The sequence below is a fragment of the Sphingobacterium sp. CZ-UAM genome, from assembly GCF_002000245.1.
Classification (GTDB): domain Bacteria; phylum Bacteroidota; class Bacteroidia; order Sphingobacteriales; family Sphingobacteriaceae; genus Sphingobacterium.
The window spans coordinates 2,026,771-2,046,101 of the sequence record NZ_MTCM01000001.1; the positions used below are offsets into that span (position 1 = coordinate 2,026,771).

Annotated in this window: 12 protein-coding genes; 5 read left to right on the top strand and 7 right to left on the bottom strand. The window is 40.5% G+C overall.

Annotated elements, in window-relative coordinates:
- Position 1: 1 nt before the first annotated feature.
- A complete protein-coding gene (locus BWD42_RS08600; protein ID WP_139351069.1) occupies positions 2-1,288 on the top strand; it encodes a retropepsin-like aspartic protease in 1,287 nt (428 codons plus the stop codon).
- Between the two features lie 37 nt (positions 1,289-1,325).
- Here BWD42_RS08600 and BWD42_RS08605 read toward each other — a convergent pair whose 3' ends face one another.
- From BWD42_RS08605 to BWD42_RS08635, 7 genes are all read right to left on the bottom strand, one after another.
- Entirely contained in the window at positions 1,326-1,775 is a 450-nt protein-coding gene (locus BWD42_RS08605) for an SRPBCC family protein (RefSeq protein WP_077435019.1), read from the bottom strand.
- 253 nt (positions 1,776-2,028) lie between these two features.
- Entirely contained in the window at positions 2,029-3,132 is a 1,104-nt protein-coding gene (locus tag BWD42_RS08610; protein WP_139351070.1) for a hypothetical protein, read from the bottom strand.
- A 76-nt stretch (positions 3,133-3,208) separates the two neighbouring features.
- Positions 3,209-4,504, bottom strand: coding sequence for a hypothetical protein (locus tag BWD42_RS08615; protein WP_077435023.1), 1,296 nt, complete (start codon positions 4,502-4,504; stop codon positions 3,209-3,211).
- Between the two features lie 221 nt (positions 4,505-4,725).
- Positions 4,726-7,944, bottom strand: coding sequence for a TonB-dependent receptor (locus BWD42_RS08620; RefSeq protein ID WP_077435025.1), 3,219 nt, complete (start codon positions 7,942-7,944; stop codon positions 4,726-4,728).
- A gap of 138 nt (positions 7,945-8,082) precedes the next feature.
- Positions 8,083-9,096, bottom strand: a complete 1,014-nt coding sequence (locus tag BWD42_RS08625; RefSeq protein ID WP_139351071.1) for a FecR family protein — start codon at positions 9,094-9,096, stop codon at positions 8,083-8,085.
- 128 nt (positions 9,097-9,224) lie between these two features.
- Positions 9,225-9,821, bottom strand: coding sequence for an RNA polymerase sigma-70 factor (locus BWD42_RS08630; protein ID WP_077435029.1), 597 nt, complete (start codon positions 9,819-9,821; stop codon positions 9,225-9,227).
- A gap of 103 nt (positions 9,822-9,924) precedes the next feature.
- Positions 9,925-11,295 (bottom strand): S41 family peptidase, encoded by a 1,371-nt coding sequence (locus tag BWD42_RS08635; protein ID WP_077435031.1) that lies wholly within the window; start codon positions 11,293-11,295, stop codon positions 9,925-9,927.
- Between the two features lie 684 nt (positions 11,296-11,979).
- Here BWD42_RS08635 and BWD42_RS08640 point away from each other — a divergent pair.
- From BWD42_RS08640 to BWD42_RS08655, 4 genes are all read left to right on the top strand, one after another.
- The gene (locus BWD42_RS08640; protein WP_077435033.1) at positions 11,980-12,549 is read left to right on the top strand and encodes an RNA polymerase sigma factor; all 570 of its coding nucleotides are present in this window, start codon (positions 11,980-11,982) and stop codon (positions 12,547-12,549) included.
- Positions 12,550-12,692: 143 nt separating this feature from the next.
- Positions 12,693-13,838: a FecR family protein gene (locus BWD42_RS08645; RefSeq protein ID WP_077435035.1), complete on the top strand. Its 1,146-nt coding sequence runs from the start codon at positions 12,693-12,695 to the stop codon at positions 13,836-13,838.
- Positions 13,839-13,938: 100 nt separating this feature from the next.
- On the top strand, positions 13,939-17,373 hold the full coding sequence (locus BWD42_RS08650) for a TonB-dependent receptor (protein WP_139351072.1): 3,435 nt from the start codon (positions 13,939-13,941) through the stop codon (positions 17,371-17,373).
- A gap of 20 nt (positions 17,374-17,393) precedes the next feature.
- On the top strand, positions 17,394-19,271 hold the full coding sequence (locus BWD42_RS08655) for a RagB/SusD family nutrient uptake outer membrane protein (protein WP_077435037.1): 1,878 nt from the start codon (positions 17,394-17,396) through the stop codon (positions 19,269-19,271).
- Positions 19,272-19,331 lie beyond the last annotated feature (60 nt).

Sequence of the window (19,331 nt, forward strand, 5' to 3'; positions counted from 1 at the left end):
AGTGAAAATAACAGCAGGACTTCTCACCCTTAGCTTGAGTTTTGCCCTATCTATGACCTTCCGAACTCAAGGTCAACAAAATATACCTGTGATTCAGGCCAGCAAGCCCATGGTTAGTATCCGTGATGGAAAGCTGCTAGCTAAGGATGTATGGAAATTAACCCCAACAACGGCACCTGATATTTACTATACGCAGGTGCCAAGAGCAGAGCGTAAGATCACATTTATAACGGATAAGGATTCCATATCTTTTACGACTACTTATGGTAAAACCTATGATTTTATCATACTACTGAATGGACGGGATCGTATGCTGACACGCATATCGGCCAATTATGAGCAACTATTAAATCCGACTGTACAACCTAAGCCAGCGATACACTCGTCGGATACCATTCCCTTTTTTATGAAAAATAGTCGTCTTTATTTTAAGGGAAGCCTCAATGGCCATAAAAACTTAACGATCATGTTTGATCTAGGTGCGGGTATCACCTGTCTCAGCGAGCAATCTCCTGCAAAAGCGGCTGTCAAATTTGATGGTCACATCAGTGTCCAAAATTCGGACGGTACAAACAATGAACCCAGTGCCAGTATCAATAGTTTGGAAATTGGCGGATTACGCTGGGATAAAGTTCCCTTGGTACAAATTCGAAACCTAGCGGATGGCGAGGATATGATCATCGGAAATTCACTGTTCCAGGACAAGATTATCGAAGTTGATTACGAGAAAAAGATTATGATCCTGAGCGATCAGATAAATAAAGATCTCCAGGGTTATCAGGTTCACGATGTTGACTATTTCCAACATCGCCCCCGATTTGAAGTCACTGTCAATGTCGGGGAACAGGATTATCCCTTCCATTTTCTATTCGATACCGGTCGGGATGACAGTATGCTTATTGGAGACGATTTTACGAATCGTTATGATCTTTGGAACAAGTATCATTCGCTATTTTCTTTTGGCAAAAAAAAGATCATTGTCATTCCGGAACTCAAAATCGGGAACCAGGTCTTTAAAAATATTATAACCAATGCCAATAATCCCGATTATCCGAATGCCAAGCAAAGCTTATTGGGCAATAAAATATTGAATCAATTTAATTTTATTCTGGATAACCGCAATGGCAAGATATATCTGAAAGCAAACAAATACCAAAATGACAACTACAGTACATACAACGAATTTAAGCTGGTAGGGATGTTAATTGTAATCTTGATCATCGGACTACTGATCTTTATCGGATACCGTATCCGAAAGTCATATCTTCGAAAACAATCCTCGTTATAAACTCAACTTTCCGTTATAAACTCAATTTTCACGCAACCTACATTTCCGGGAACCTATCTCCTACCAGATTAAGCAAGATATTAAATTCCAGATATGCTTTCAGATTGGCCAAAACGAGTGTAAATCCTTCGGTACTATCGCGTACCTCAGCAATGAGGGCCTCTGTTGTCGCATGTTCGAATGTATTTGTAACCGAGACAAAAGTTCCTCCTGTAATTTTTTTGAATTTCCATTCCACAAGGGATGGGCTGTCATGATTACGCCAATTGAAAATTAGTGTTTGGTTTTCGACAATCTCCAGCACCTCAACATTGACCTTATGGTTATACATCTCCCATTCCCATTCAATAGTCTTTCCCTTTTCTAGTTTTCCCGAACTCTTGGTGAACCAGATTTTAGTAGTAATCGCAGGGTCTACCATCGCCTGAAACACTTCAGCGATATCTTTCCGGATAAACATTTCTGCTTTTGCAAAATTCTTCTTCATCGTTTTTATTTAAATACCAATAATTAACTATCTTTTTTAATTCTGAAACTTAATCAAAGTTTGATCCGTTTCAGGATACCGTATCCTTATTTAAAAATAGTATTTTCTTATTCAACAAAAGATCTTTGATCAACGACCATCATTATCTCAGACCTTGGTACTACTTAACTTGATACTCAATAAACGAAAAAAGCCAAGAATCCTGCACAGAGGACTTCTCGACTTTATCTATCAAAGTACTTTAGTTCTACAATCATTGAAAGTTAATCCAATTTGTAAGATACTCGTTGATTGTAGGAGTAACGAAAATCTCATCATAATTAGCTCCTCCAGTCTCCTCAGCAGGCATTATGGTACATATTATTCTTTCACCTGGAAGAAAAAAAGCAGGATCTGGATTTTGGAAAAAGAACATCCCATAATTTCCAATCCCTAATTTCACTTTTTTACCTAAGTTGTTACTTGTAAAACTAGGTTCGTTCGTTCCTTTTTTTACAAAATCAAATGTGTAATATTCTGAATCTGAAATCGGGGGCAGCTCCATAGTTACAAACGATGGTTTAGCAGGAATTGTAAATCGCAATTCAGGGCTTGTTTTTTTGACATCAGTCGTGTTCAAATTTCGAATATAAGCGAGCAAATCCACATCGCCACCAATAAACTTAGTTTCGATAGTATTTACATTTGTCAGCAGCTTAAAGGTCACGGACATCCCTTTTGGGTTTTTCAAAGCTGGAATAGTCAGATTTTCTAATAATTCGTTTCCTTCAAGATAGAATTTCAAGAACCTATTACTGTCGGCTTCTGTTATGGTTTTTGTTAGCAGAACTTCCTTTCCTCCTTTTTTCTTTACAGTGAGTACCCTTTTTTGATCTTTGTTGATCGGTATTGTTATTTGATCCTGTATTGGTTCTTCAAATGGACTCTGATACTTTAATACATCATCTAAGTACAGATCCAATTTATCTTTCGTATAGATTCTCAGATTATACTGTATACCAACATCATATATCTCGCCTTTATCATAATAAATTCTCAATACATTACTAAAATTTGTTCCATCAATACTATAGGTTTTCAATATTTCAGATTTTCCTTTTTCCCTAATATAAACCTTTCGATCTCCTTTCGAAATATTCAATTTTATTGAAACTGGCAAGCTATTGTTCTGCTCTCCTGTACTGGCAATGACAGCATTATCATAAAAAAACTCCAGAGGTACAGAAGTTGAACCAGCAAAAGAAATTTCCGCAATTTTGGGAGTATTTGATTCAAAGAGTTCGCCCTTTTTACAAGCTTGTAAAAGAACCATCATGAATACGAATAAATGCAATAATTTAAATATGGGTTTTTTCATATTTTTCATATGAGAACCTAGATTGGCTAATTAGCCAATCTAGGTCTTTTTATAAAACAATTTTTTTTAACAATGTTTAATAATTAAACTTTACCCAAAAGTATGCAGGCAATGGAAGACCTGAAGCAAAGCTTGGCTCATTGTAGAAAGGTTGTGATGAAATGCTAAATGTCGGAGCAGTAGCACCAACAGGAGCAACAGTATTTGTACCAAGGTCTGTGTAACCAGCAGTAGCAGCCAATGTAAATCCAAATAAGGATGATCCTTGAACAGAAGTCAATGAAGGAGTGGCATCACTATTAATATGCAAACCTGTTTTATATCCTGTAATTTTGGAGTTTACCAAAGCTAACTCGGCACCACGACGTACCAACACACCAGATTTAAATCCAGGGGCTGTTATACCTGTTTCATTTTTGGTTCCTACAATACGAACGTTGTTAAACGTAGGTTTGGTTTTAGGTAATGCAGTGAACGCGGTAGGGTGATTATCAATTTCAGCGCCATTTGAATCGCTATTTCCACCACTTGCACTATGTGTAGAAACTTTGTTCGCGAATGCGATTGAATTTGAAATAGTTCCTTGATAACCCAAATCAAAGTCAAACTGATCATCATCATTTGAGAAAGCAACTAAATCCGATCCATTTACACGACCACCGAAGAATTCAAATCCATCGTCTAGTCCCCATGCTACCTCAATTTTGTTCAAGACAGTACCAGATCCTACACCACCAAGGGTTAATCCATTCACTTCAATATTGTCAGCCAATTTATATCCAGCGTACTCTATACGTACATTTTTGATGGTTCCACTGCTTTCCGCATTGTTAGCTGTACTACTGCTACCATAATAGAATTTTGCGTTATCAGCTAATCCCTCAATCAACTTTGTTCCAGCTGCCTCATTGATCTGTGCATTACCTAATACAATTAGACCTCCAAAATCGCCAGGTTTACCAACAGTCGCATTATCGCCATCCAATAAGTTACGGCTTGTAAATACGATTGGGTTGGTATCTGTACCCTGCGCATTTATCTTCGCTCCTTTAGCAATGACCAATACACCATTTTGTGCACCTGGTGTATTAACAGCAGCTTTAATATATGTTCCAGCAGGGATGGTTAGTGTAGCACCATTGGTCACGGTAACCACTCCTTTAATTTCATATACATTACTTGCAGACCAAGTAACATTGCTCGTGATATCCGCTGAAATAGTTACAACTGGTAGTGAAGATTGGCTGTAATCTGCTGCTGAAGTACTGCGATTATCGAAAGAATCATTTTGTAAAGCGTTATCTTTATTACATGCTGTTAATGAAGTAGAAGCGATTGCTAGAATAGCTAAAGTTTTATTTAGAGTTTTCATTTTTCTATTGATTTGTGTTAAAAAATTATTAATTTGCGGCCAGATAAATGGCAAGTCGACTTGTTTAGTGCCCTAGGCATTCTGCAAGATTTGTTGGTTTTCTTTTTAGGAAGCACATGACTTGTATATGCATTCAAGCGAGAGGTCCGTTTCAGCAAAGCCTTTCGCTTTTTTATTAAAGTCTTCCACTTTATCCTCCTTTCTTTTTTTATTTATCATTGTTAGAATTTATACGTTATTGTTGTTCCAAAGGTTCTTCCGAAGCGTTGTCTTAACATCACCCGATCTCCTTCATCAAAATCATTGCTAAATCCCGGTTTTAACCTTCTATTATCAGAAATATCTCCTGGCGCTGCATCCGGATTTGTTTCATAACTATTGTAATTATTATAGAACACAGATACGGCATCTAGAATATTTCCTGCATTCACCTTCACTTCCAAACGTTTATTTATAAATTTATAGCTGACCTGAGCATCCAAAAGGTTTCGTGGCTTTTCATATTCGGTCTCATCTGCCGTTACCGCGATGAAAGACGTCTTTCTGCCTGAACGATTAAAAACGATATTTAGTCCGAGCCGTTCACCGATATATTGCATACCCATATTAATCAAATAAGGGCTTTGACCATACATAGACCTTGACTGCTTGGATTCAACACGTTTATATTCCTTTGTTTCGGGATCTTGCACATCCACAAAAGCGACTACATCACCCTTTTGCATCGTCAGGTTTCCATACACAACGATGTTTTTCAACAATAAGTGATCATAGATAAAACCCAAATTCTTCCGTGCTTCAAGTTCCAATCCATATACTTTTGCCTGGGCTGAGTTGGCCAAGGTATACTGCCAATCATAAGTTCCTGTAGCTTGTGCGTAAATTTCAGCTGGTTTGTCAAAATGTTTATAATATGCTCCCAGTGAAAGGATTTCACCTAAGTCTGGAAACCACTCCCCTTTCAAGTCCCAACTTGTAATACCTGTGCTACTAATCCCAGTACTACCAAATACGCCTTCAAAAGTCGGGTTATAGCGTAAGAACTGACTGTTTTCGAGCATTTCAGGACGGATAACGGTTTTACCATATGCCGCCCTGATATTTAACGTATTGATTGGTGAGTAGGTTAAATTGGCAGAAGGTAGCCAACGAACCGCTGGTTCTTCAGGTAGTTTAAAATCAATAATGGATCCATCACTTTTGGGGTTATTGATCTCCGTATATTTATACGCATCCGCCCGCACACCCCAAACCAGACGGAGTTGATCAGAATACTTATGATCAAACATTAGGTATCCAGCGTGATTTCGGCTCTTACCCTTGTAATAATCCAGATCCCATCCATCCATTTCATACATAAATCCATGTTCACCTATATTTTCAGGTTTAAAACGGTCTCCGATAGAAATGTATCTTAATTTCTGATCGAACGTTTTGTTATCTACAACCATCGCTGCAATTTGATAATGGAATGCTGCACGACGTTGTAAACCAAAATAACCGATCTTTGCCGTAGTCTTCACATTTCCAAAATCGAATGGGTGCATCACTGACGCTCCCCAAGAGTAATGTGTCTCTCTATTGGAGTAATTATGTCGAGATGCTGGTTGGCTTCTGCCTTCCACCAATTGTGAATAATCATAGAGAAAAATACGTTCGCCGTTAATTTTTTCGGCAGACAGATTCTGAGTTAAAATACCCATATCCTTATCATCGCGATTGATACCAGATCGCGCGACTTCCCATTCTAGTTTTAGATCTTGAATCTGGTGCTGACCAGTTAGCTTATTTTGCAAGAGTGTGGTAAAAGTCGGAATAGTAGTCTCTCTGATACGATCCGGTTTTCCATCTGGATCACCATCAACATCAATCCCCATTACTCGCGTTATGCTATTATTGAATACACGAGTTACGGTATTTCGAAATGAAAAACGATGCTGGTCAATCTGCAAACCCATATTTAACAAACCGCCCCATGTTGTATTAAACTCATAAATCTTACCGGTATTTTTATCAGGAAACTCGTCATACCACGACCCTCTTTTCGTATCCTCAATATGCGTGATGTCTTGTCGATTGCGATAATTAAGCGTTCCTACAAAACCAAATTTACGGACACTTCCTCCTTTCAAATTATAGAGACGGCCAATTGTAAATTGATAATTTTGGGATGGTATAGTTTTATATTTATATAGTGTAAAATTATCCGTTGTGAAACGCTTACTTTGCGCAACAACATCGTCAATCGGAGATCTCGATGTCGCTATATACAAATCTTTTGGAAAGGATCTTCTTCCATCATCAAAACCGAGGTAATCATATTTTCCTCGTTTCGGACTCAGGAAGTCTTTTCCTATAGATTGCCCATTTATTGAAGTTCCTGCCCCAATAGTCATAAAGTTTTCATTTGGGATATCCTTGGTATTAATCTGAATAAGTCCACCACCAAAACTCACATTCATATCCGGTGTGATAGATTTCGCGACCACAACATTGTCTATAATAGCCGTGGGAATGATATCAAAAGAAAAGCTTCGACTCTGCGCCTCAGTACTTGGCAGTGTGGTACCGTCCAATGTCGCGGAATTATACCGTTCCCCTATTCCTCTAACAATAACAAATTTGTCGTTTATTGTAGACACACCAGAAATGCGTTTCAAACTCTCACCAACATTCCGATCTGGCGTCAATGCAATCTGTTCTGCAGAAATACCATTGCTGATTTCTGAAGCATTCTTTTGTCGTGCCAATAGCCCTGAGATGCTGGCTTTTTTATAGGAAGATGTCACAATCACCTGGCTTAGTGTATTCGCGCTAGCTTTCATCGCAATATTTAAGTTGGTGCTCTTCCCGTCAACGATTTTTATATCTGTAACCCGTTGACTTTCGTAAGAAATATAAGTGATATCAATGGTATATGTCCCCGCTTTTAATTCAATATTAAAATTCCCCTTGCTATCGGTCATGGCAGACTTACCCAGTCCCTGTACGATAACCGTGGCTCCGACCAATGGGTCGCCGCTCCCGTCAACAATAGTTCCTATCATTCGTCCGGGACTTACCGGCGGGGGTAGTTTAAAGAGGACAACTGTATTGTTGCCTGCTGTTTTAAAACCAACGTTACTACTTGCCAAAAGCTGTTTTAATGCAGTTTCCACCGTGTAATTTTTTGCATGTAAACTCACTTTGGTCTGCCCGGAAAATATACTGCCATCGTAATTGATCTGCAGGCCAGATGCCGTCTGCAAATCTCGTAAGGCATTGGTAATAGGTACTGAGTTAAGCGTTAAACTCACTTTTTTCTGAAGTCCCTGTGCATAAGCACTATTGCAAACCACAGGAATAAAAAACTGTAATATACCGAAGACTGTCCATAAGAAGACCTGCCTCCAAGATTTTGAAAATTTTCTTTTGTTTTGAGAATATATGCTTATATTCATGGAATTCAACAATTTTTTTAATTCAATTAATTAGAAATTTGTTTCTCGAACCGTTCTGTTGGTCCAGAGCGGTTCTATTTTCTTTTTTGTTTCTCGTTCGTTGTAATAGCGTTATTCGCTCTTTATGTTGCGATTATATCATGGGCATTCCTTCCTCCATAAGGTGATTGAATTTTGGTCATTGATCCGATAGCTAAGCTTACCTCCGCTCATCATTGCTAACTGCTCCATAATCTTCCCGATGGGCTGGTTGTCAAAACTGGCGTTAATACGATAATTATCAAATTTGCACGAGCCCTTGATATCAAAATGAATGTTGTAATACCGGCTTAATTTCTTTGTTATTTCTCCAAGGTTGGCATTTCGAAAGCTCAGACGGTTTTCTATCCAACTATTAAATGATACGGGATCCTGACCTTTTTCGACAACGAAATCCCTCGTCTGCTGCTCATAGATCAGATGCATTCCTGCGGTCAGATCTGCCAGTTTTTTTAATTGGTTTCCCCCATTACTGCTCACACGCACCTTTCCACTGCGCACTGAGATCATCTGATTTTTATCTTTTGGATAAGCATAAATATTAAAGGAGGTACCCAACACCTGTGTGCTCACTTGTCCGGTATGTACAATAAATGGACTGCTAGTATCTCTTTTAACCTCAAAAAAAGCTTCTCCGGTCAATATAACTTCTCTTTTCTGTCCTTTCAAAAATTGGTTGGGCCAGCGTAAAGTACTTCCCCCAGCCAGATAAATAATACTACTGTCACTTAATCTAATCTTGACTTTTTGTCCATCAGAAGTCGTTTTACTCGACCATGTTATGCTTGTGGTTTGCATAGCTTTTTCAGGTTTCTGAAAATAAAACCAGCTCGATACAACTGAAAAAACTAATACTACCGCCGCCGCGTAATACCAATACGGTACTATCTTAGCTGACTTTCCTTTCTTATCTTTTGGGAATTCTTGCAAGATCTCAGCAAACTCGGCCCTCGTCTCGGCCGTCTCCTCCCGATAGACAGGTTCGTCTTTCCACAGATCAGCCATCATCTCTGCAAAGAGCTCCATATGCTCTTCTTCCTGATCTGTCTCCAAATAGTGCAACAGGATCTTTTTCTCCGTTGGGCTTGCCAGGCCTTGTCGGAAACGTTCCATGATGCTTTTGATATATTCTTTGTCTTGCACTTCTTTTTGCTTATTTATCTATAGAAAGACTGGCAAGGAAAGAACGGCTACTCGAAAGAAAAAAAAAATAAATAATTGATTCTAAGAAAAATTGGCACTTAGGTCAAGGCCAAAACCAAGCACATGATACAGCCAAACGCTTCGGGATAGCTATGATGATAGTAGGCACGAATCTGGCGCATGGATTTTTTGATGTGATTGCTCACCGTATTGGTCGAAATCTGTAATTGATCCGCGATTTCCTGATGACTCAATCCTTCTTCCCGGCTCAGTCGATACACCTTCTGTGCCTGTTGGGGGAGGGACTCAATCGAACGTGTTAATACCGCATAGCATTCCTGATAGTCGATATATTGTGCGGTGGAATCCTGATGCTGCTCGACTCTGCTTTGCGTTTCAAGAAAATTATCGTAGCGCAACTTTCTTTTCCAGGTATCGAGCATACGGTGCCGTACCATGACAAATAAAAGGCTCTCAATATTTTTACAGGCATCTATTTTTTCACGATTTTCCCAAAGCTTGACAAATACCTCCTGTGTCAGTTCTTTCGCCTCCTCTTGAGAACGTAAAAACTTATAAGAAAAGCCAATTACCTTACTACGCATACGAAAATACAGTTCCTGAAATGCGGCCGTATCTCCCTGACGTAATTTGTTCAATAACTGTTCGTTTGTTTCAATTGCTTTCCTTTTCATAACAAGTATATTGATGGTAATGATCCAAAGCTAAACAGCACCTATTAACCCACAGTTAACAATAGTTTAAGTATGTATTATATAGTTGTTAATACATAAGCTGTTAATTGCTTATTTGTAAGATCTCTTGATCGGTTTGCTCTCGCTTACTATCTGTCAGTATCCGCAGTGAAATTACCGAAGGCTGTTTGTTTACTCCTCGTTTGTCCAGGCTCTTGCTTCCTCCAATACGGGCGATAGCGTGCTGGATCAAGGGATCATCAAGGGAAGGTAGCGCTTTTAACGGCAGGGTTTCAAGTTCGCTGATAGGATATTGTGGCACTATTCCATCGGCATAATCTCCAGCTCCCAGCGCATTGGACAGCTTGTAAATAATCGGATGCATTTCCCAAGAGATCGTTTTTGTGGGCTGCATATCCTTAATTACAAATGAAGCCTCATCTTTTCCTCTGGTCTTCTCTCCTATCGTGATGACATGCACATAAGGCTTGAGGTTATTGATCAATATCTCAGCAGCTGATGCCGTCGTTGCACTCGTTAAAATGTAAAGCTCTTTTAATTTCAGACCGGCTTCTAAGATCTGGTTGTATTGTAATGTACCATCACTGGAAGCACTATGACCGACACTTTCTGTCTTCCTTCCACCATTTTTATTACCTGTATAGGTGATAAAAGGAGTATCATAGGGTATTCCGCTAATCAAACCGGCAATACCTGCCGCCTCAGCAACCTGACCACCGGGATTATAGCGGAGATCCAGCACAAGAGCATCGATGTTTTCATTTTTAAAAACGGTAAAATCCGACATAGCAGACTGTGCTATACCGCGGTTAAAATCGTTGATATAGAGGTAACCGATCGTCTTGGCCTCCAAACGAAAAATCTCCCGTACTATGGGTTGTTCCAGCAACATCCCCCTGTTTAAATCCACAGTTCGAATATCCTTCAGATAATTATTCTCCAAAGCGGCTAAAGTTAGTCGCCCCTTTTCAGCTGTCAAAAATTGTTTTTGAAGGTCAACAGCATTTGCAGTAGTCAATTGCTGCCCATTGATCTTACTGATGTAATCCCCCCGCTTCAATCCATTTCGGGAAGCCGGTGAATCGTTGTAGACGTATTTGATGACGGCAAAGACGAGCTTACCATCCGCACTGCTCACCGTGCTATAATCAAATCCAAATTGGCTCCGGTTAGATTTTGGAAAGCTGCTGGGATCAACAGGATTCACGATATAAGAAAAGCGGTCATCCGCATGCAACAAAGTCCTGAAAAACAGTTGTGGTTCCTGGTCCAGATTGACTTTTAGGGGGAGAGATTCATTCCACAGATAATAGCGGCGCAGGCTGTCCAATATCCAGCTGTTGACATAAGCATTGGAACCCACAGGATAGCTTGGCGGATCTTTCTTGCAACCCAAAAATTGAGCGACAAAAATGAAAATAATCAAATTCAGTATGTAATAGGCTCGTTTCATGATATTCAGGCTAAGCACTCTTTTGACCACTAAGGCACAACAACTTAGCCATCTAATATCAACTTAGCATTATGACTATATTAAGTTTTAAATGAAAAAATAGACGCATTTGTTGAGCTAAATCTAACAGCGTTTTGCAAACGGGAATTAGGCTGTTAAAATTTCGATAAAGGAGCTCCGTTATTATATTAAAGCAAAAAAAATTTGAAACCTAATTCTAGATCAAAACAGATTAAAGATATTTTTTAAAAGACTATTTACCAACTCGCTAATAGGGAGTTATACAGTAGTTTGCAATTTTCAAGGGACTTTGTTGTAAATAGCTTATGGACAAGTTCGTCCCAAGTTCGCCCCCCTCCCGATTTCTAAAAAACATGTAGGCACAGTGAAAGCGGTTTAAAAGGTGGATTCAACGTGGACTCACTGTGCATTCACACTGCTTACAGGGCGAAGTTGGTAATAACTTGGTCAGCAGCAGTCCCCTCGATCGGCCGAGCCTCAACCGTCAAACATGATCAAGAAACCTGTTCTCCGTTTTTTCCTGCGTCCTCAGTTTATGTCAGCTGACAACTTCGTTGCCACTTGCAGACTATCGCACTAGGGGATTAGATTTTGTTTTATTGTTATTTTATACTTACTTTGAGTAGGTTTTTGTGGGATACCTATTATAAACAGAATTAAACTATGAATTTCTCCGCCTGTTCGGATCAGCAAATTTTTGAATCAGTTTGTCAAGGTGAAGAGCGGGCGCTGCGCCACCTAATGCATCGCTTCTGGCAACCCCTTTTCAAAACAGCATCTGTCACGATGCAGGATCCTGAAGTATGTCAGGAACTTGTCCAAAACGTATTTATCAATATATGGCGCAACAGGGAGAAAATCAATCTTAAATATTCCATCAAAACCTATCTATTTGGCTGCATTCGTTACGAAGTATTCCGAAATGTCAAAAAGAAAATGGATTATGTCGAATTGAAAGATTTAGATGAGAACTATGTTGATTCCTTCAATCCATTACTAAAATTGGAGTACAGCGAACTGCTGGATTACCTGGATCAGATGATCAACCAGCTTCCCGACAAATGTAAGGAGATCTTTTACCTCAGCAGAATGGAGCAGCTCAGCCATAAGGAGATTGCGGAGAAGCTGAATATTTCCGTAAAAACAGTAGAAAACCAAATTTCTATTGCGTTGAAACGATTAAAACAAGGTATGCAGAATATGCACATCTTTTTTCAGATTTTCTTTTTCTAACAAGAAACTGAAATACAACACCTTACAACAAAAACAGTCTAATAAAAGATTCTTTTATATTTTCTTTTTTAAAAAAAGTGTAATTCCTTTTGGGGGTTAATTGAAAAAATGAACTCTATAAGAACGAATCAATTATAGATTTCATGAAAAAACCTGAAATTATAGACTTAATCAAGAAAATTTTGCGTAAGCAATCCTCCGAAGATGAATTGCGTGAAGTCGACGACAGGCTCTTAGATGCATATCATGATGCGACTTGGGACGAAGATAAATTCGGCCCTGCAGAAAATATAGAAACACAGATTAAGTACAACGTAGAACAACTTATTCAGGCAGAAGCAGGCAATTCAAAAAAAATAAGCACTTTCCGTCGCTACCTCCCCTATGCCGCCTCATTTTTATTGGCTGTTTCCAGCATCGCCGGATATTATTTCTTTAAAGGTCGGAATGCCGACTTACGAGTTACAAATCAGCGGGCCTACCTAAATCCGGGTGCAGAAAAAGCCTCTTTGAAAAATTCAGACGGCAGCAGCTTGGATCTGCAGCAACAGCAGGTTGGAGACACTGTTCCTTTTGGAAAGCTATTGTTTAAAATTGACCAGGAAGGTAGTATCAGTTATCAGGCGAAGACCACGGAAAAAAACATGCAACCTCAACTCGTCACCTTAGCAACCCCGAAAGGCGGTAAATATCAGATCAATTTAGAAGATGGTACCAAAGTATGGCTCAATGCCGAGAGTAGCCTGATTTTCCCGGAGCATTTTGCTGCGGACCGTCGTCTCGTTCAAGTCAATGGAGAAGCTTATTTCGAAGTTGCCGAATCGAAACACAAACCATTTATTGTGGAGGGCAATGGATTTGGAATACGGGTGCTGGGCACGAAGTTTAATGTATCCGATCGGGACAAGCATAATATTGCAAAAGTCGCCCTGCTTCAGGGATCAGTAAGTTTAACATCAAAAGCAGGCCAGACGATGCTCAAACCTGGTGAGCGGGCAAAGATATCTGCTACAGATGTTCAGATCGATCAATTTGATCCAGAATCCGAAATCGCCTGGAAGAACAATTATTTTATCTACAAAGATGAAAATATCAAAACCATTATGGCGGATGTGGCGCAATGGTATGACGCCGAAGTGATCTTCGAGGGAAAAGATTGGGATGATGTAAACCTCAAAATGAAAGTTTCCCGGAGAGAACGTATTGAAGAAATCTTATCGCTTCTCGAACTAACAAAATCAATCAAATTTAAAATTGTGGAAAGGAGGATCTACGTCAGCAAAAGATAAATCGAAAACTTAAGCCAGGATGCTGTCACATCCTGGCTACGAATAGAGTTTAAAAATTTTCTGTCAAAAATTAATTAACCTTTTAATTCTAAACAAAATTATGAAAATAATACCGGGAAAAGAACAGCATATGTTCTTAATTAAGACCCTATTGATTATGAAGTTCTATCTACTGCTCGCATTTTTTGGCGCTGTTCAGGCTAAAACTCCGGTTTATAGCCAAAAAATGAACCTACATTTTAAAAATAGTAAGGTCGACCTTATTCTCGCGGAAATCAGCAAACAGGCTCAGCTTGACCTGCTTTACGATTCAAAGCTGATCAAGAAAGCTAGCCCTGTCACGCTTAACCTCGAGAATGCCACGTTGAATGAAGCTTTAACGACCCTCTTCCGAAATCAGGCGCTTGAATTCGAGGTCATCAAAAAGACCTTAATCATACGGCCAAAAGAGACCAAAGCTGCAGCCCGAACCAGTGAAATGACCGTAAATCAAAAGGCCATTAATGGTTCGATTAAAGATCAACAGGGAAAACCACTTGCCGGTGTAACGATACGAATAAAAAATACCCAGATCACGACCACATCCGATGGCCAGGGTAATTTTACCATTGCTCCTCCCTCAGGCTCTGGACAAGTGATCTTGACATTTACCTACGTAGGTTATGAGAGCATTGAACGACAAGCAGACAACAAGGGGTATTTAAATGTGACCCTTGCACTTGCGAATAACAACCTCGATGATGTTGTTGTCGTCGGTTATGGTACACAAAAGAAAATTAACGTTACAGGTGCGGTGAGTTCAGTAAATATGGCCGATATGCGCACACCGGTTCCCAATTTATCGAATGCTTTGGCCGGTAAAGTTGCTGGTATTATCTCCGTGCAATCAAGTGGCGAACCCGGTTATGACAATTCAACTTTTACAATCCGGGGAATCGGAACGTATACGGGTAATTCCTCTCCGCTAATTATCATCGATGGTGTACAGCGTGATGATGTCAATGGTGGTTTTGGTGGTTCTTTCAATAATATTGATCCCGAAGATATTTCCAGTATTTCCCTATTGAAAGATGCTTCATCCACGGCAATGTATGGTGCCAAAGGTGCCAATGGTGTTTTGATTATTACGACCAAAAGAGGTGTCGCTGGCAAACCAAAGATTTCCTTTAAGGCAGAAACGGGCTTTTCCAGTTTTACGAAAACCCCACAAATGCTGGATGGAATAAAATATATGGAACTGCAGAATGAAGCGCGAAGAAATATGGGACTTAATCCCGTCTATACAGACGAATTGATCCAAAAAACAGCCAGTGGACTGGATCGCTATATGTATCCCAATGTGAACTGGATTGATGAAGTATATAAGAAGAATTCCATGCTCACCAATGCCAACATCAACATTACCGGTGGTGGCGAATCGGTGAAATACTATATTTCAGGATCGTATTATAATCAAACCGGTCCTTATAAAGTCTGTAATTTAAACAATTACAATCCGAATCTCGATTTCAAGCGTTATGATTTCCGGAGTAATGTGGATGTCAATTTATCAAAAACCACCTCCGTTCAGCTCAACTTAACGGGTATGCTGGTCAACTCCCGCTACCCCGGTATTGCTGCCGGAGATCTGTGGTATCTGGCGTATGCGACTACACCCGTCGCCTACCCAATTCAATATCCGGACGGTAAATGGGCCGGACCACTTAGCGGTGGCGGCGCCAATCCATTAAATGAAGTTCAAAACAATGGTTACTCCAGCGAATTCAAACCCATTGTGCAATCGGTATTGACCATTAATCAAAAATTAGATGCGATTACGGAAGGATTATCCGCCTATGCCCGGTTCTCTTTTGACAGTTATGGTGAATTCAACAACCGACGCTCAGGGAGAAATGATTTATGGCAGGCGACAGGAAGAACACCCGAGGGGGAACTCATTTTTAATCAAAGCAGAGTTGGTCAACAATTTTTGGACTATAGTCAAGAATCTTTTGGTCAACGCGTCATGTACTTGGAAGGTAATTTAAACTACGAGCGTACTTTCAATGACCACAAAATCGGCGGGATGTTTCTCTATAATATGCGTAACCGTCTGGTCAGTCTTTCAGGCAGTGTTATTGGCTCTATCCCCTACCGAAACCAAAGTCTGGCCGGAAGGATCAACTACGGATTCCGCGATAAATATCTTGTCGAAGTTAACGCGGGTTATACAGGATCTGAAAATTTCGAGAAGGGGCAGAAATTTGGTCTATTTCCTTCGGCTTCTGTTGGTTGGGTGATTTCCAATGAAGATTTTTTTGAGCCGTTGAAAAAGACACTCAGCTTATTAAAAATCAGGGGATCCTATGGTATTGTCGGTAACGATAACATCGGTAATGCTCAAAATCGCTTTCCATACTTAACGCAGATCGGTGATGGCGGCTCTACGGGTTTTGGTCTTAATGGGACTTGGGCCAGTGGAAAAACGGAGAGAATATTGGGTGTCGAGAATCTGACCTGGGAAAAATCCTACAAAACCGGGATCGGTCTTGAAATTGGATTATGGGACAAGCTCAACCTGATCTTTGACGGTTTTGCCGAACGCCGTAAGAATATTTTGATTGAACGAAAATCCCTTTCTTCTATTGCCGGTTACAGTAATCTTCTTGTTTATGCAAATAAAGGTGAGATGGACAATAAAGGTATGGATGCCAGTATCGAATACAACGATAACTTTGGGGATGTCGGGCTCCGCCTTTTTGGTAACGTCACCTATAGCCGTAATAAAATTGTCTTTGCCGATGAGCCTGTCAGACGTTATGGCTATCAATCAATGACCGGAACACGCTATGGCGAATATCAGGGGCATATTGCCCTGGGCTACTTTACGAGCAAAGAAGAGGTCGAGTCTGCTCCTCAGCAAAAATTTAACCCCGTATCTCCGGGAGATATCCGTTACAAAAACTTAAATGCTGAAGACGATAATATCATTGATGCATATGACCGAACCTACCTTGGGAAATCCTGGTTTCCTTCCTGGCTATACGGTGCCGGTTTTTCAGCTTCGTATAAAAACTTTGACCTTTCCCTATTTTTTCAAGGGGTCGCTGATGTGGGTATCATGGCCAATGGCAGTGAAATTCCGGGGAAAGGTATGGGCGTCAATGGGGTCGGCGTACTCCCTTTTTCGGGATTAGGAATCTATCCAAACAATACAATGTCCATTGTTGAAGACCGTTGGACCGTAGACAATCCACGCCAGGATGCTTACTATCCACGCCTAACTATGGCCAGCGGCAGCGACAACAATTATATCAACAGTACACACTGGTTAAAAGATGGAGCTTATATACGTATGAAACAGGCCTCTGTTGGTTATAATATCAAAGCGAAAGGATTGGACAAACTTGGTTTCACTTCGCTTTATGTGTATTCATCGGGCCAAAACCTCTTGACGTTTAGCAAATTCAAAATCTGGGATCCCGAACTGGGGAGCAACGGTGCTAAATATCCGTTAAATCGCATGATCACCTTTGGCGTTCGGGCTCAGTTTTAATCTAAATCTATACCACAACCATGAAACAGATAAAACCAAAATATATCGTATCGGGCCTACTGGCACTGGCCTTATGCCAAAATATGCAAAGCTGCAATTATTTGGACAAGAAACCGGATAACCTCCTCACCTCAGACATGGTCTGGGAGACCCGGGCCAATGCAGAATCTTACTTAAACCAGATCTATAGTTATATCGAAACACCGGTAGACGATTTCACGACCCTGGGAGCCAGCGATGAAACCTCCTGTAATATACCCGTTGTGAACGTCCGGCAAATGGCTGTCGGGAACTGGAATCCACAAAGCAGCTATTGGCAGCATTATTGGAATAACGCCTACGCCGCTATTCGGCAGTCATTTGTTTTTGAGGAAAACATCGACAAAGTTCCTGAAGGCGCATTGAGCACAGAACTAAAAGTACAATACAAAGCCGAAGCACGATTTCTGCGGGGCTGGTTCTATTGGAAATTACTACGACAGTATGGCCCAGCGGTACTGTTGAAAGGGACACTGGGTTTGAACGAAGATTTCAATAAGTATCCCCGTAATTCTTTTCAGGAATGCGTCGATTACATCAATAGCATGATGGATCTTGCCGCAGCAGATCTTCCTGTGGTATGGTCTGCTTCCTCCAATTATGGTCGACCAAGCAAAGGAACCTGTTTGGCCATAAAATCACAGGTGGCGCTCTGGGCAGCAAGTCCCTTATGGAATGGAAATCCGCGTTTTGCAAATTTCAAAAATAAGGATGGAAAGGCACTGGCCCCGTTGCAGAACGATGCCAATAAATGGCAATTGGCTGCTGATGCTGCAAAAGCTGTTATTGACTTAAATGCCTATAAGCTCTTTACCAATCTGGATGAAGGAGATTCAAAATTCGATCCTTACCTGTCATTCCGTAACCTCTTTTTAACAAACTGGAATAGTGAGATTATTTTTTCCACGCACAAAGCGGACACCTGGCATTGGGGACATGAGAAACGAAGTGCACCTGAACCCGGTGGGATTGCGATGATGAATGCCACACAAAATGTGGTAGATGCCCACCTGATGCGTAATGGTAAGACTATTGACGATCCCAGCTCTGGTTATCGGGAGGATGGTTTCGTCGCAACGGATGATCCAGCCGACTGGGGCAAGAGCCGCGATGGTGTCAATAGAGGTTACATCGCTGGCAATTCAAATATGTATGTAAACCGGGAAGCGCGGTTTTACGTCAATATCCTCTATAATGGTAAACCTATCTTACCTGCACCGACAGCCGATGACCGCAACTTCTTTTCATCAGATGGCAACAAGGATGGACGCGGAAGAGCCGAGTTTTATTATTCAGGAAAAGCTGGGCTGGTCCAAAATTCAAATAGCGCCGATAAAACAGGATATCTTGCACAAAAAAATGTCAGCCCGGCCAGTAATATTCGCCAAGATCGCGCTGTATACCGTCCGTATATTCATATCCGTCTGGCTGAAATCTATTTAAATTATGCCGAATCGCTCAATGAAGTTAATCCGGGCCATCCTGATATTCTGATCTATCTGAACCTCATTCGTCAACGGGCTGGTTTACCTAAACTGGAAACGGTATATCCGCAGGTGGTGGGTAATAAAGATGAACAGCGTAAATGGATTCTTCGCGAGCGACAAATTGAACTCGCTTTTGAAGGTGACCGCTATTTCACCCTCATTCGTCGACTGATGATGGGAAACCCAGCCTCCCGAGCGATATACCGGATGAATATAACTTCAAACGATAACAATCAAGGATTTTTCTATCAGGATTTCTATAAAAGAAATTTATTGCAAAACAGATTCTGGGATGACAAAATGTATCTATTTCCGATTTTCCAAGATGATCTGGACAAGAATACAGCCCTTGTTCAAAACCCAGGCTGGTAATTAGGGTTTGATTTTTACTATTTATAAACCACCCTTAGTTGAAATTTCATTTATGTTACA

What these genes read in the sequence shown, in the direction of transcription:
- BWD42_RS08605 (WP_077435019.1), bottom strand. Translation starts at nt 1,775, where the DNA reads ATGAAGAAGAATTTTGCAAAAGCAGAAATGTTTATCCGGAAAGATATC.
- BWD42_RS08610 (WP_139351070.1), bottom strand. Translation starts at nt 3,132, where the DNA reads ATGAAAAAACCCATATTTAAATTATTGCATTTATTCGTATTCATGATG.
- BWD42_RS08615 (WP_077435023.1), bottom strand. Translation starts at nt 4,504, where the DNA reads ATGAAAACTCTAAATAAAACTTTAGCTATTCTAGCAATCGCTTCTACT.
- BWD42_RS08620 (WP_077435025.1), bottom strand. Translation starts at nt 7,944, where the DNA reads ATGAATATAAGCATATATTCTCAAAACAAAAGAAAATTTTCAAAATCT.
- BWD42_RS08625 (WP_139351071.1), bottom strand. Translation starts at nt 9,096, where the DNA reads ATGGAACGTTTCCGACAAGGCCTGGCAAGCCCAACGGAGAAAAAGATC.
- BWD42_RS08630 (WP_077435029.1), bottom strand. Translation starts at nt 9,821, where the DNA reads ATGAAAAGGAAAGCAATTGAAACAAACGAACAGTTATTGAACAAATTA.
- BWD42_RS08635 (WP_077435031.1), bottom strand. Translation starts at nt 11,295, where the DNA reads ATGAAACGAGCCTATTACATACTGAATTTGATTATTTTCATTTTTGTC.
- BWD42_RS08640 (WP_077435033.1), top strand. Translation starts at nt 11,980, where the DNA reads ATGAATTTCTCCGCCTGTTCGGATCAGCAAATTTTTGAATCAGTTTGT.
- BWD42_RS08645 (WP_077435035.1), top strand. Translation starts at nt 12,693, where the DNA reads ATGAAAAAACCTGAAATTATAGACTTAATCAAGAAAATTTTGCGTAAG.
- BWD42_RS08650 (WP_139351072.1), top strand. Translation starts at nt 13,939, where the DNA reads ATGAAAATAATACCGGGAAAAGAACAGCATATGTTCTTAATTAAGACC.
- BWD42_RS08655 (WP_077435037.1), top strand. Translation starts at nt 17,394, where the DNA reads ATGAAACAGATAAAACCAAAATATATCGTATCGGGCCTACTGGCACTG.